This is a genomic window from Duganella hordei (assembly GCF_040369125.1).
In the GTDB taxonomy this organism is placed as follows: Bacteria; Pseudomonadota; Gammaproteobacteria; order Burkholderiales; family Burkholderiaceae_D; genus Rugamonas; species Rugamonas hordei.
In genome coordinates this window covers 74695-88340 of the sequence record NZ_BPWI01000016.1, presented here as the reverse complement: position 1 = coordinate 88340, position 13646 = coordinate 74695, and the positions used below count along the sequence as shown (strand labels likewise).

Below are 13646 nucleotides of genomic sequence, written 5' to 3'. Positions count from 1 at the left end.
TCTCTATAGAAAACGCATCATGTCAGAAGAATTATTACGCCTGTCCAAACGCATGTCCGAACTGGGCCTGTGCTCGCGCCGCGAGGCTGACGAGTGGATAGCGCGCGGCTGGGTACGGGTGGACGGCCAGGTCGTCTCCGAACTCGGCACCAAGATCTATCCGAGCCAGCGCGTCACCGTCGAGCGCCAGGCCGCCGCCGAGCAGTCCAAGCGCGTGACGGTGCTGATCAACAAGCCCATGGGCTACGTCAGCGGCCAGGCCGAGGACGGCTACCAGCCAGCCGTGGTGCTGGTCAAGCCGGAAAACCGCTGGCCGGACGATCCGTCGCCGGAAATCTTCCATCCGACGCAGCTGCGCTCGCTGGTGCCGGCCGGCCGCCTGGACATCGATTCGGTCGGCCTGCTGGTGCTGACCCAGGACGGCCGCGTGGCCAAGCACCTGATCGGCGAAACCACCGACGTCGACAAGGAATACCTGGTGCGCGTCGAGTACACCAAGCCGGGCAAGCTGCCCGACAGCGACCTCAAAAAGCTCAACCATGGCCTGTGGATGGACGGCAAGCCGCTGCTGCCGGCCAAGGTGCGCTGGCAAAACGACGACCAGCTCAGCTTCACCTTGCGCGAAGGCAAGAAACGCCAGATCCGCCGCATGTGCGACATGGTGGGCCTGAAAGTTGTCGGCTTGAAACGGGTTCGCATCGGCAAAGTCAAGCTGGGCGACCTGCCGGTCGGCCAGTGGCGCTATTTGCGGCCGGAAGAGCAGTTCTGACCTGGACATCGTGGAAAAGAATGCACATTTACTGAAATATTCTTGCCATTTAGCAAGCCAAGAGCGCGAATAAATTGTAAACTGTGTAGATCGACCTCGCATTGTAGAAGTCATTATCAAAGAGATATGCCGTCGTGAACGATCCCATACCAAATGAATTTCGCCGCGGCCCTCCCAGCCTAAAAGATGCTGTGGAACCAATACCGGCGGGTTCGAAGCCACATGACATGACCGACGAGCATGATATCGGTGATTCATTGACCCTGCTCTCCGACAACGGCGATCCGATCTCCATTTATCCCGCCAGCTCCACCAATGTGGTGATGGCACGCATCAAGTCGGTCGACCCGGAAAATCCCTACTTCGTGCTGGAACTCAACGAGGGCGAGGTCATCCCGCCCGGCGAGGCCACCTTTGTCGCCTGGCTGCGCTCGGCCAAGGTGCAGTTCAAGCTGACGTCGCCGGACTGGGCGTCGCAGCCGGACGAACCGACCTTGATCCCGCTGGACTTCCCGACCAAGTGCCTGGTGCTGAACCGCCGCTCGTCGACCCGGCTGGAAACGCCGCTGGGCATCTACTACATGGCCTCGTTCGTGTTGAACGGCAAGCCCTACGAGCTGCAGCTGTACGACTTCTCGGCCGGCGGCGTCGGCATGCGGGCGCCGCCGCGCGATTGCCAGGGCCTGTACGTGGGCCGCAAGCTGCAGCGCGTGCGGCTCGAGCTGGGCCCCGATTCGGTGATGATCGCCGATCTGGAAGTGCGGCTGTCGCGCACCTTCCGCTCCTTCCTGCTGGGCGAGCAGGTGCAGATCGGCTGCCAGTTCATCAACCTGTCGCCGGTGATGCAGGAAGAACTGGCGCGCCTGCTGGACAAGCTCAGCACCAGCAAGCAGCGCTAGCCCCCCTGGTCCGGCACATAAATTGCTTAAAAAGCAGCTTACACAGCTGCTTTTTTTTATGGGCCCGGCATGACTACAACACAGCGCATCGTCAAGATCCGGCGCGACTACAACACCTGGGTGGCCAACGAAACCATCGAGGACTACGCGCTGCGCTACACGCCGCGCGCGTTCCGCAAATGGTCGGTGTTCCGCGTCTCGAACACCGCGTTCGGCGCGATCTCGTTCCTGGTGCTGGAAGCGATAGGCGGCACCATCACCGTCAACTACGGCTTCATCAACGCGCTGTGGGCCATCATGGCGGTCGGCCTGATCATCTTCCTGACCGGCCTGCCGATCAGCTACTACGCCGCCAAGTACGGCGTCGACATGGACCTGCTGACGCGCGGTGCCGGCTTCGGCTACATCGGCTCGACGATATCGTCGTTCGTCTACGCCTCGTTCACCTTCATCCTGTTCGCGCTGGAGGCGGCCATCATGGCCTATGCGCTGGAGCTGTACTTCCACCTGCCGCTCTACCTCGGCTACATGGCCAGCGCGCTGGTGGTGATACCGCTGGTGACCCACGGCGTCACCCTGATCAGCCGCATCCAGATGCTGACGCAGCCGGTGTGGCTGGTGCTGATGGCCCTGCCCTTCATCGCCATCCTGCAGAAGCAGCCGGAACTGCCGGCGCAGCTGCTGGCCTACGCCGGCCGCTCCGGCCAGAACGGCCACTTCAACGTGCTGATGTTCGGCGCCGCCACGGCGGTCGGCGTGGCGCTCATCACGCAGATCGGCGAGCAGGTCGACTTCCTGCGCTTCATGCCGGAGAAGACCGCCGCCAACCGCCTGCGCTGGCACCTGGGCGTGCTGGTCGCGGGGCCGGGCTGGATCCTGCTCGGCATCGCCAAGATGCTGGGCGGCGCGCTGCTGGCCTTCCTGGCGATCAGCAGCGCCGTGCCGCTGGAGCAGGCCGTCAACCCGACGCAGATGTACCTGGCCGGCTTCGGCCAGGTGTTCGCCTCGCCGCAGGTCGCGCTGCTGGCGACGGCGCTGCTGGTGGTCATCTCGCAGGTGAAGATCAACATGACCAACGCCTATGCCGGCTCGCTGGCGTGGTCGAACTTCTTCGCGCGGCTGACGCACAGCCATCCGGGCCGCGTGGTGTGGGCCGTGTTCAACGCGCTGATCGCCGTGCTGCTGATGGAGCTGGACGTGTTCCAGGCGCTGGACCAGGTGCTGGGCCTGTATTCGAACATCGCCATCTCGTGGATCACGGCCGTCGTGGCCGACCTGGTCATCAACAAGCCGCTGGGCCTGAGCCCCAAGGGCATCGAATTCCGTCGCGCGTATTTGTACGACATCAATCCGGTCGGCGTCGGCGCCATGCTGCTGGCGTCGGCCTTGTCGGTGGCGGCCTTCATGGGCTTGTTCGGCCAGCAGGCGCAGGCCTTCTCCGCCTTCATCGCGCTGCTGACGGCGCTGGTGGCCTCGCCGCTGATCGCCGTGGCGACCAAAGGCAAGTACTACATCGCCCGCAAGCAGGAACACGTGCACAGCAAGACCTGCGTGATCTGTGAAAAGGAATACGAGTCGGAGGACATGGCGCACTGCCCGGCCTACCAGGGTTCGATCTGCTCGCTGTGCTGCTGCCTCGACGCGCGCTGCAACGACGTCTGCAAGCCGCACGCCAAGGTGTCGGCGCAATGGCAGGACGCGATGCGCGCGCTGCTGCCGCAGTCGCTGGCGCGCTACCTGAGCAGCGGGCTGGGACATTACCTGCTGCTGATGATAGTCACCGTGCTGTTCCTCGGCGCGCTGCTCGGCCTGATCTACTACCATGAGCAATCGGTGCTGCCGGCCGGCGACGCGGCGCTGCTGCCGCAGCTGCAGCTGGTGTTCTTCAAGATCTTCGCGGCGCTGCTGCTCACCAGCGGCATCGTCGCCTGGTGGCTGGTGCTGACCAGCGAAAGCCGCCGCGTGGCGCAGGAGGAATCGAACCGCCAGACCGGCCTGCTGACGCGCGAGATCGAACTGCACGGCCAGACCGACGCCCAGCTGCAGCAGGCCAAGAAGACCGCCGACCAGGCCAACCAGGCCAAGAGCCGCTACATCGCCGGCATCAGCCACGAGATCCGCACGCCGCTCAATTCGATACTGGGCTACGCGCAACTGCTGGACAACGATCCGTCCATCCCCGAGCACCGCCAGCAGGCGATCCGCGTGATCCGCAGCAGCGGCGAGCACCTGCTGTCGCTGATCGAGGGCACGCTGGACATCGCCCGCATCGAAGGCGGCAAGTTCAACTTCGACATGAAGGAGCTGAACTTCCCCGACTTCATCGGCCAGATCGTGCGCATGTTCGAACTGCAGGCGGCCAACAAGGGGCTGAGCTTCCGCTACGAGCTGACCGGCGCGCTGCCGCGCATCGTGCGCGCCGACCGCAAGCGGCTGGGGCAAATCCTCATCAACATCCTCGGCAACGCCGTCAAGTTCACCAGCAGCGGCGGCATCGTGCTGCGGCTGCAGTACGCGCGCGAGATGGCCTCGTTCGAGATCGAGGACACCGGCCCCGGCATCCTGCAGGAGGAGATCGACCACATCTTCGAGCCGTTCTCGCGCGGCAGCGCCAGCGCGCACGCCAACGCCAGCGGCACCGGCCTCGGACTGCCGATCTCCAAGATGCTGACGCAGCTGATGGGCGGCGAACTGAATATCCGTACCTTGCCCGGGCAAGGCAGCGTGTTCCACATCCGCTTGTTCCTGCCCAGCGTGCACGTCTCCGGCAGGGAACTGAAGGAACTGGAGCAGCCCGAGCGCCAGCGCACCGGCTATCGCGGCCCGCGCCGCCGCATCCTGGTGGTGGACAACGAGCGGGTCGACCGCGAGATGCTGCTCAACATACTGGCGCCACTGGGCTTCGACGTGGCGCTGGCCGAATCGGGCCTCGAATGCCTGGACCTGCACGCGTCGTTCCAGCCGGACCTGATCCTGATGGACCTCGCGATGCCGGCCATGGACGGCTGGGAAGCGAGCTACATCCTGCGCCGCCGGCAGCTGTCCACGGTGCCGATCGCCATCGTCTCGGCCAACGCCTTCGACAAGGGCATGGAGAACGCGGCCGGCATCACGGCGGCGGACTTCATCGTCAAGCCGGTCAACGTGGCCGAGCTGCTGGACTGGATAGGCCGGCGGCTGACGCTGGAATGGATCACGCAGCCGGGCATCGGCATCGAGGTGGCGGCCGCCGCGCCGGAACTGGCGCAGCTGGTGTTTCCGCCGGCCGCGCACCTGGAAGCGCTGAATGAACTGATACGCATCGGCTACGTGCGCGGCATCCAGAACAAGCTCGATGAAATCAGCGCGCTCGACGCGCGCTACCTGCACTTCACGCAAACCATGCGCAATTTCGCGGCTCGCTTCCAGCTGGATGCGATGGCCGATTTCGTCCTGAGGAACAAGAGCGATGAACTTCAACATTGAACCCGCGCGCGGCAATATCGTCCTGGTGGTGGACGACGTTCCGGAGAACCTGGCCGTGCTGCACGACGCGCTGGACGAATCAGGCTTCACGGTCCTCGTCGCCAACAACGGCGAAGCGGCCCTGCAGCGCGCCGCCGAGGCGCAACCGGACATCATCCTGCTGGACGCCATCATGCCCGGCATGGACGGCTTCGAAACCTGCCGCCGGCTCAAGGCCAGCCTGGCGACGAAGCAGATCCCGGTGGTCTTCATGACGGGTCTGACCGAAGCCGAACACGTGGTGGCGGCGTTTGCCGCCGGCGGCAACGACTACGTCACCAAGCCGCTGCGCACCAGCGAGGTGCTGGCGCGGATCGCCGCCCACATGCAGACGGCGCAGCTGATGGACCAGGCCCGCAGCGCGCTGGACGCCTTTGGCAACGCCGTCATCGCGATGACGCCGCGCGATGGCAAGATCGTCTGGCAAACCCCGCTTGCGCGCACGCTGATGCAGGGCTACGCGGTCGACGGCGAACTGGCGCCGTGGCTGGAAGCGACGCAGGCCGCGCACAGCCAGGGCCAGTCGCACCCGCCGCTGGCGCTGATACGCGGGGCACGGCGGCTGATCTTCTCGGCGGCGGAGTTCAGCGAAAACGCGCAGTGGATGATCGTGCTCCGCGAGGAATCGGACGCCGCGCAAATCGAAAAGCTGATGGCGTCCTTCAAGCTGACGCAGCGCGAATCGGAGGTACTGAACTGGGTCATCAAGGGCAAGACCAACCGCGACATCGGCGACATCCTCGGCACCAGCCCGCGCACGGTCAACAAGCATCTGGAACACGTGTTCGTCAAACTGGGCGTGGAAACCCGCACCTCAGCAGCCTCCGTCGCGCTGGCGAAACTCGCCTGATTGCGATTTGGCTTACACTTGATGGATGACCAAAGAACACGAACTACGGCAATCCAAGCGGCTGGCGCTGGCGCTGCTGGCGGCGGCGACGGCCGTCTTCATCATCACGTCCCTGCTGCCGCGCGGCTTCTGGGTCGATGGCGTGCGCGCCGTGTCCGAGGCGGCGATGGTCGGCGCGCTGGCCGACTGGTTCGCGGTGGTGGCGCTGTTCCGCAAGGTGCCCATCCCGTTCATCTCGCGCCATACCAGCATCATCCCCAATAACAAGAACAAAATCGCCGACAACCTTGCCGGCTTCGTCGAGGACAAGTTCCTCAAGCCCGAGGCGCTGGCCGAGGTCATACTGAAAAACGATCCCGCCACCAATGTCGCGCAATGGCTGGAACGGCCGGAGAACCGCCGCTTCCTGTCCTCGTACCTGATCAAGCTGGTGCCGGAAATGCTGTCGATGGCGGACGACGCCAGCATCCAGAAGCTGCTGCGCGACGCCCTCGACGCGGCCGTCGACAAGCTGGAGCTGTCGCAGGCGCTGGGCGGCCTGCTCGATGGACTGACGAAGGACGGCCGCCACCAGGAACTGCTCGACGACGGCATCGCGGCGCTGATCGCGATGATGAACAAGCCGTCCAGCCGCGAGCTGATCGCCGGCCTGATCGCGGCCTGGCTCAAGCGCGAACACGCCGCCATGGAACTGGTGCTGCCGACCTCCTGGCTCAGCGAAAACGGCGCCGTCATGATCGCCAACACCTTGAACAACATCATGGAAAACATCGCGGCGGACAAGGGGCACAAGCTGCGCGTCCGCTTCGACGACATGGTGCGGCACTTCGTGGTCCGCCTCCAGTCCGATCCCGCCTTCATCGCCAAGGGCGAGGACCTCAAGCGCTACCTGCGCGACGGCGACGTCTTCAACACCTACATCAAGGATTTGTGGATCGGCGTGCGGACGTGGGTAAAGAACGACATCGAAACCGAGCACTCCAAACTCAACGACGGCATCGTCAAAGCCAGCCAGTGGCTCAGCGAGGAGCTGCTAAGCCACCCCGAGATGCGCGCCTCGCTCAACCAGCACCTGGCCTCCATGGCCCAGACACTGGCGCCGGCCTTCTCGCGCTTCCTGACGCGCCATATCAGCGACACCGTCAAAGCCTGGGACGAAAAGGACATGTCACGCCAGATTGAACTCAACATCGGCAAGGACCTGCAGTTCATCCGCGTCAACGGAACGCTGGTGGGAGGCTTGATCGGGCTGTTGTTGTATGCGAGCTCGCAGGTGATGGGGATGGCCGGCGCCTGGCTGCACTACTGACTCTCATGTTAGGATTGAACCGTTTGACTTCCAATTAACGATACGGGCCGTCGGCGTGACCAAATTCCGTCTTACCTTCGTATTCCTCGCTATATGCGCTGCGTCCGCGCGGGCCGCCGATATTCCGGTGACGATCTACGCCGACGCCGGCTATCCGCCCTACTCCTACGAAAAAGACGGCAAGCCCGCCGGCCTGTATTACGAAATCGTCCGCGCCGCCTTCGCCCGCATGCGCGGCTACAAGATCGACGTGCAGGCCGTGCCCTGGAAGCGCGGCATGGCGCTGATCCGGTCGGGCGCCGGCTTCGCGCTGTATCCGCCCTACCTGAACACCAAGGACGAACCGTGGACCTGGCCATACTCGCTGCCGCTGTACGAGGAGCGCGTGGCCGCAGTCTGCCGCAAGGATGTGCTGGCGGCCAAGCCGCGCAAGCGCTGGCCGGAGGATTTTTACGGCCTCACGATAGGCAACAACGCCGGCTTCATCGTCGGCGGCGAGGCCTTCGAGAAGGCGGTACGCGCCGGCAGCCTGCGCGTGGAGGAAGGCAAGGACAGCGCCACCAACATTCTCAAGCTGGGCATGAAACGCATCGATTGTTACATCAACGACCGCGTCTCGATCCAGTGGACGCTCAACCAGCTCAAGGCCGAAGGCAAATACGACGAAGGCGGCGCCCACGCCGAACTGGCCGAAGCGACCGTCATCGCGGTGGAGCAAGGCTTCCTCGGCTTCACGGACCGCGACAACGGCAAGTTCACGTACAAGTCAGACTTCGTCAGGCAGTTCGACACCATCATCTACCAGATGAAGCGCACCGGCGAAATCGACAACATCGCCCGCGGCTTCTTCAAGACTCACTAGACCGCCAGGTGGCGCTTGACGTCAGGGTCGTTCATCGCGGCCTGGGCGCCGGAGGCCACCACCTCGCCGCGCGACAGCACGATGAACTGGTCCGCCAGCTCGTGGGCGAAATCGAAGTACTGTTCGCACAGCAGTATCGCCATGTCGCCGCGCTGGCGCAGCAGCCGGATCACGTTGCCGATGTCCTTGATGATCGACGGCTGGATGCCTTCGGTCGGCTCGTCAAGGATGATCAGCTTGGGTTCAGCCAGCAGCGCGCGAGCGATCGCCAGTTGCTGCTGCTGGCCGCCGGACAGGTCGCCGCCGCGCCGGTGCAGCATGTCCTTCAGCACCGGGAACAGCTCGTACACCTCGCCCTTGATGGTGGACGCCTTTCTGCCGCTGTGGGTGGCGAGCCCCATCAACAGATTTTCCTCCACCGTCAGCCGCGCGAAGATCTCCCTACCCTGCGGCACATAGGCAATGCCGGACCGCGCCCGCTGGTGCGGCGCCATGCGCGTGATGTCGCGCCCCTCCAGCCTGACCGTGCCGGCCGATACCGGCAGCACGCCCATCAGACACTTGAGCAAGGTGGTCTTGCCGACACCGTTGCGGCCCAGCAGTGCCATGCACTTGCCCCGTTCCAGCTCCAGCGATACGCCACGCAAGGTGTGCGAGGAACCGTAGTACTGGTTGATTTTTTCAACTTGCAGCATATTTTTCAGCGCCCCAGATAGACTTCAATCACCCGCTCGTCGGACTGCACTTGCGACATCGTGCCCTGCGCCAGCACCGAGCCTTCGTGCAGCACCGTCACCACGCCCTGCTGCGCGATCTCGGTGACGAAGGCCATGTCGTGCTCCACCACCATGATCGAGTGCTTGCCGCGCAATTCATTCAGCAGCTCCGCCGTGCGCGCCGTCTCGGCGTCCGACATGCCGGCCACCGGCTCGTCCAGCAGGATCAGCTGCGGCTCCTGCATCAGCAGCATGCCGATCTCCAGCCATTGCTTCTGCCCGTGCGACAGCAGCCCCGCCAGCCGCCGCTCGCTGCCGTTCAGCCGTATCAGCTTGAGGATCTCGTCGATCTTGCCCCGCTGCTCGGACGACAGTCGCGCGAACAGCGTCGGCCGCACGCGCTTGTCGGTCTTCATCGCCAGCTCCAGGTTTTCGAACACTGTGTGCTGCTCGAAGATGGTCGGACGCTGGAACTTGCGGCCGATGCCGGCGTGCGCGATCTGATACTCGGTCATGCGGCTCAGGTCCATGGTCTGGCCGAAGAACGCGGTGCCGGAGGTCGGCCGCGTCTTGCCGGTGATGACGTCCATCATCGTCGTCTTGCCGGCGCCGTTCGGCCCGATGATGCAACGCAGCTCGCCGACCGAGATATCCAGGCTCAGTTTATTCAGCGCGCGGAAGCCGTCGAACGACACGGTGATCTCCTCCAGATACAGGATGGCGCCGTGCGTGGTGTCCAGTCCCGGCTCCGAAACCCGGCCTGACGATATGTTCAGATGTTCGTTGGCACTCATGCCTGCTCCTTGCGCAGCCGCGCCGCCAGTCCCGCTATGCCTTGCGGCAGATAGCGCGTCACCAGGATGAAGATCAGTCCCAGCGCGAACAGCCACAGGTTGGGGAAGGCGCCGGTGAACCAGCTCTTCAAGCCGCTGACCGAGAACGCGCCGATGATGGGTCCCAGCAGCGTGCCGCGCCCGCCGACCGCCGCCCAGATCACCATCTCGATCGAGTTCGCCGGCGACATCTCGGACGGGTTGATGATGCCCACCTGCGGCACGTACAGCGCGCCGGCGATCCCGCACAGCACCGCCGACAGCGTCCACACGAACAGCTTGAACCACAGCGGGTTATAGCCGATGAACATCAGCCGCGACTCCGAATCGCGCACCGCCTGCAGCACGCGGCCCAGCTTGGACTGGACGATCCAGCGGCACAGCAGCAGCGAGCCGGCCAGCGCCGCCAGCGTGACCAGGTACAGCGTGGCCTTGGTGCCGGGCGCGCTGATCGAGTAGCCCAGTATCCGCTTGAAGTCGGTGAAGCCGTTGTTGCCGCCAAAGCCGGTGTTATTGCGGAAGAACAGCAGCATGAAGGCATACGTCATCGCCTGCGTGATGATCGAAAAGTACACGCCCTTGATGCGGGAACGGAAGGCGAAGAAACCGAACACGAAGGCCAGCACGCCCGGCACCAGCACCACCAGCGCGAGGCTGTACCAGAAGCTGTCGGTCGCGCTCCAGAACCACGGATAGGTTTTCCAGTCGAGGAAGACCATGAAGTCCGGCAGGTCGCTCTGGTACACGCCCTCCCTGCCGATGGCGCGCATCAGGTACATGCCGTGCGCGTAGGCCCCCAGCGCGAAGAAAACGCCGTGGCCCAGCGACAGGATGCCGGCGTAGCCCCACACCATGTCGAGCGCCAGCGCGGCCAGCGCGTAGCACATGAATTTGCCGACCAGGCTGACCATGTAGCTCGGCACGTGCAGCGCGTGGCCGTCCGGGAAGGCGAGATTGAGCAGCGGCAGCGCCGCCAGCACCGCGCAACAGGCGGCGATGCCGCTCCACGCCCGGCGAGAAAACAAGGATGGATGAGTCATTCGGCGCTCCTGCCTTTCATGGCGAACAGACCCTGCGGCCGCTTCTGGATGAACATGATGATGAAGACCAGGATGGCGATCTTGGCCAGCACCGCGCCCGCCACCGGCTCCAGGAATTTGTTCGCTTCGCCCAGCCCCAGCGCGGCGATGATGGTGCCTGCCAACTGGCCGACTCCGCCCAGCACCACGACCATGAAGGAGTCGACGATATAACTCTGGCCCAGGTCCGGTCCGACGTTACCCAGCTGCGACAAGGCCACCCCGCCCAAGCCCGCGATGCCGGAGCCGAGGCCGAAGGTCATCATGTCGATCTTCGCGGTCGATACGCCGACGCAGCCGGCCATGCGGCGGTTCTGCATCACTGCGCGCACGAACAGTCCGAGCCGGGTCTTGTTCAGGATCAGCCAGACGCCGCCCACCACGAACAGCGCGAACACGATGATGACGATGCGGTTATACGCCAGCACCAGCGATCCCAGCACCGTCACGCCGCCGGACATCCACGACGGATTGGCCACCTCGACGTTCTGCGCGCCGAAGATGGTGCGCACCGCCTGCATCAGTATCAGGCTGATGCCCCAGGTGGCCAGCAGCGTTTCCAGCGGACGGCCGTACAGCCAGCGGATCACGGTGCGCTCCAGCGCGATGCCGACGGCCGCCGTGACCAGGAACGCGGCCGGCAATGCGGCGATCAGGTAGCAATCCAGCGCCGACGGGAAGTAGTTGCGGAAGCCGAGCTGGCACAGATAGGTGGTGTAGGCGCCTATCATCAGCAGTTCGCCGTGCGCCATGTTGATGATGCCCATCAGGCCGAAGGTGATCGCCAAGCCCAATGCCGTCAGCAGCAGCACGCTGGCCAGCGAGATGCCGTAGAAGACGTTGCCGATAAATTCGGTGCGCGCCAGGCGGCTGTCGAGCGCCTGCAAGGTGTGGGCGACGGCCACGCGCACGCCTTCGTCCGGCTCGGCGGCCAGCATCGATTGCAGCAGCGGGCGCAGGTTGGCGTTGCTGCTCTCGGCCAGCGCCTCGACGGCGGCCTTGCGGCGGATGCCGTCCGGCGATTGCAGGTTGGCGGTGGCCACGACCAGTTGCAGCACGGGGCGGATGTCGGCGTCCTGCTCCTTGGCCAGGGCTTTCTCCACCAGCGGAGCCTGTACCAGCGTGACGCTCTTTTGCAGCTCGGTCGCCGCCGCCAGCCGCAACGCGCGGTCCGGCGAGAACAGCTTCAGCGCGGACAGCGCATCGTCGGCGGCGCCGCGCAGGCGGTTGTTGACCATCAGGCCGTCCAGGCCCTCGGGCAGCGGACCGGTCATGCCGGTGGCGGGATTGTAGGCCTTGTCGTCGGTGACGATGTAGATGCGGCCGTCGGCTGTGGTGTAGAGCGCGTCGTTCTTCAGCGCCGTCAGCAGGCGCGTGGCGTCGTCGTTGGCGAGCGCGCCGATCTTGACGATCGCTTCGATGCGGGCGTCCGGGTCATCGCCCGCCAGTGGCGCCAGCAGGGCGGGATCGATGGTGGCGTGTGCCGCGCCGGACAAGGCGCCTGACAACAACAGGCAGGCCATGAGCAGGAGTTTTTTCAAGATGCTTATCCTCAGGTGATGCGGGCCGGCGGCAGGCGGCGCGGGATGCGGCTGCCGCGCTGCGCCGGCCCTGCCGCTTACAGCTTCTGCTTGCCTTCGTTACCCGGGATGTACGGGCTCCAAGGATTGGCGCGCACCGGGCCCGGCGTCTTCCATACGACGCTGAACTGGCCGTCCGGACGGATCTCGCCGATGAACACCGGCTTGTGCAAGTGGTGGTTGGTCGGGTCCATCGTCAGCGTGAAGCCCGACGGCGCCTTGAAGGTCTGCCCCGCCATCGCCGCGATCACCTTGTCGGTGTCGGTCGACTTGGCCTTTTCCACCGCCTGCGCCCACATGTGGATGCCCACGTAGGTCGCTTCCATCGGGTCGTTGGTCACGACCGTGTTCGCGTTCGGCAGTTTCTTGGCGACCGCGTAGGCCTTCCACTTCTTGATAAACTCTGTGTTCACCGGATTCTTCACCGACTCGAAGTAGTTCCATGCCGCGAGGTGGCCCAGCAACGGCTTGGTGTCCACGCCGCGCAGTTCTTCCTCGCCGACCGAGAATGCCACCACCGGCACGTCGGTCGCCTTCAGGCCGGCGTTGCCCAGCTCCTTATAGAACGGCACGTTGGAATCGCCGTTGATGGTCGAGATCACCGCCGTCTTGCCGCCGGCCGAGAACTTCTTGATATTGGCGACGATGGTCTGGTAGTCCGAATGGCCGAACGGCGTGTAGACCTCGTCGATGTCGCTGTCCTTCACGCCCTTGCTCTTCAGGTAGGCGCGCAGGATCTTGTTGGTGGTGCGCGGATAGACGTAGTCGGTCCCCAGCAGCACGAAGCGCTTGGCGCCGCCGCCCTCCTTGCTCATCAGGTACTCCACCGCTGGTATCGCCTGCTGGTTGGGCGCCGCGCCGGTGTAGAACACGTTCTTCTCCAGTTCCTCACCCTCGTACTGCACCGGGTAGAACAGCAGGCTGTTCAACTCCTTGAACACCGGCAGCACCGATTTGCGCGACACCGACGTCCAGCAGCCGAACACCACGGACACCTTGTCCTGCGCGATCAGGCCGCGCGCCTTCTCGGCGAACAGCGGCCAGTTGGAGGCCGGATCGACCACCACCGCTTCCAGCTTCTTGCCCATCACGCCGCCCTTGGCGTTGATTTCGTCGATGGTCATCAAGGCCACGTCTTTCAGCGAGGTCTCGGAAATCGCCATCGTGCCCGACAGCGAGTGCAGGATGCCGACCTTGATGGTGTCGGCGGCGTAAACATTCACGCCCGAGGCCAGCATGGTGGCG

11 protein-coding genes are annotated in these 13646 nt (G+C 64.4%); 6 read left to right on the top strand and 5 right to left on the bottom strand.

Features of this window, described 5'->3' with window-relative positions:
- Positions 1-19 precede the first annotated feature (19 nt).
- The 6 genes from ABWW33_RS26990 to ABWW33_RS26965 all read left to right on the top strand — a co-directional run bounded on the left by ABWW33_RS26990 (position 20) and on the right by ABWW33_RS26965 (position 8193).
- Positions 20-769: a pseudouridine synthase gene (locus tag ABWW33_RS26990; protein WP_008449305.1), complete on the top strand. Its 750-nt coding sequence runs from the start codon at positions 20-22 to the stop codon at positions 767-769.
- Positions 770-996: 227 nt separating this feature from the next.
- Positions 997-1668 (top strand): flagellar brake protein, encoded by a 672-nt coding sequence (locus ABWW33_RS26985; protein WP_176651104.1) that lies wholly within the window; start codon positions 997-999, stop codon positions 1666-1668.
- 69 nt (positions 1669-1737) lie between these two features.
- A complete protein-coding gene (locus ABWW33_RS26980; RefSeq protein ID WP_353404518.1) occupies positions 1738-5133 on the top strand; it encodes a hybrid sensor histidine kinase/response regulator in 3396 nt (1131 codons plus the stop codon).
- Positions 5117-6022 (top strand): response regulator, encoded by a 906-nt coding sequence (locus ABWW33_RS26975; protein WP_353404516.1) that lies wholly within the window; start codon positions 5117-5119, stop codon positions 6020-6022. The genes ABWW33_RS26980 and ABWW33_RS26975 overlap by 17 nt, the downstream gene beginning before the upstream one ends.
- Positions 6023-6047: 25 nt before the next feature.
- Complete coding sequence (locus tag ABWW33_RS26970) at positions 6048-7331, top strand: DUF445 domain-containing protein (RefSeq protein ID WP_353404515.1); 1284 nt, start codon at positions 6048-6050, stop codon at positions 7329-7331.
- Positions 7332-7458: 127 nt separating this feature from the next.
- Complete coding sequence (locus ABWW33_RS26965) at positions 7459-8193, top strand: substrate-binding periplasmic protein (protein ID WP_353404514.1); 735 nt, start codon at positions 7459-7461, stop codon at positions 8191-8193.
- On the opposite strand, the gene urtE is transcribed toward ABWW33_RS26965, so the two are convergent.
- The 5 genes from urtE to urtA form a co-directional block, all read right to left on the bottom strand.
- Positions 8190-8888: an urea ABC transporter ATP-binding subunit UrtE gene (gene urtE, locus ABWW33_RS26960; protein WP_353404512.1), complete on the bottom strand. Its 699-nt coding sequence runs from the start codon at positions 8886-8888 to the stop codon at positions 8190-8192. The genes ABWW33_RS26965 and urtE overlap by 4 nt on opposite strands.
- Before the next feature lie 5 nt (positions 8889-8893).
- Entirely contained in the window at positions 8894-9703 is an 810-nt protein-coding gene (gene urtD, locus ABWW33_RS26955) for an urea ABC transporter ATP-binding protein UrtD (RefSeq protein ID WP_176651111.1), read from the bottom strand.
- Positions 9700-10782 (bottom strand): urea ABC transporter permease subunit UrtC, encoded by a 1083-nt coding sequence (gene urtC / locus ABWW33_RS26950; RefSeq protein ID WP_353404510.1) that lies wholly within the window; start codon positions 10780-10782, stop codon positions 9700-9702. Before urtC ends, urtD begins: the two co-directional genes overlap by 4 nt.
- Complete coding sequence (gene urtB, locus ABWW33_RS26945) at positions 10779-12344, bottom strand: urea ABC transporter permease subunit UrtB (protein ID WP_353404590.1); 1566 nt, start codon at positions 12342-12344, stop codon at positions 10779-10781. Before urtB ends, urtC begins: the two co-directional genes overlap by 4 nt.
- Positions 12345-12439: 95 nt before the next feature.
- Complete coding sequence (gene urtA / locus ABWW33_RS26940) at positions 12440-13639, bottom strand: urea ABC transporter substrate-binding protein (RefSeq protein WP_353404588.1); 1200 nt, start codon at positions 13637-13639, stop codon at positions 12440-12442.
- Positions 13640-13646: the final 7 nt, after the last annotated feature.

Excerpts from the sequence above, each read along its gene's own strand:
- ABWW33_RS26985 (WP_176651104.1), top strand. The coding sequence starts at position 997 with ATGACCGACGAGCATGATATCGGTGATTCATTGACCCTGCTCTCCGAC.
- ABWW33_RS26970 (WP_353404515.1), top strand. The coding sequence starts at position 6,048 with ATGACCAAAGAACACGAACTACGGCAATCCAAGCGGCTGGCGCTGGCG.
- ABWW33_RS26980 (WP_353404518.1), top strand. The coding sequence starts at position 1,738 with ATGACTACAACACAGCGCATCGTCAAGATCCGGCGCGACTACAACACC.
- urtE (WP_353404512.1), bottom strand. The coding sequence starts at position 8,888 with ATGCTGCAAGTTGAAAAAATCAACCAGTACTACGGTTCCTCGCACACC.
- urtD (WP_176651111.1), bottom strand. The coding sequence starts at position 9,703 with ATGAGTGCCAACGAACATCTGAACATATCGTCAGGCCGGGTTTCGGAG.
- urtA (WP_353404588.1), bottom strand. The coding sequence starts at position 13,639 with ATGCTGGCCTCGGGCGTGAATGTTTACGCCGCCGACACCATCAAGGTC.
- ABWW33_RS26975 (WP_353404516.1), top strand. The coding sequence starts at position 5,117 with ATGAACTTCAACATTGAACCCGCGCGCGGCAATATCGTCCTGGTGGTG.
- urtC (WP_353404510.1), bottom strand. The coding sequence starts at position 10,782 with ATGACTCATCCATCCTTGTTTTCTCGCCGGGCGTGGAGCGGCATCGCC.
- urtB (WP_353404590.1), bottom strand. The coding sequence starts at position 12,344 with ATGGCCTGCCTGTTGTTGTCAGGCGCCTTGTCCGGCGCGGCACACGCC.
- ABWW33_RS26990 (WP_008449305.1), top strand. The coding sequence starts at position 20 with ATGTCAGAAGAATTATTACGCCTGTCCAAACGCATGTCCGAACTGGGC.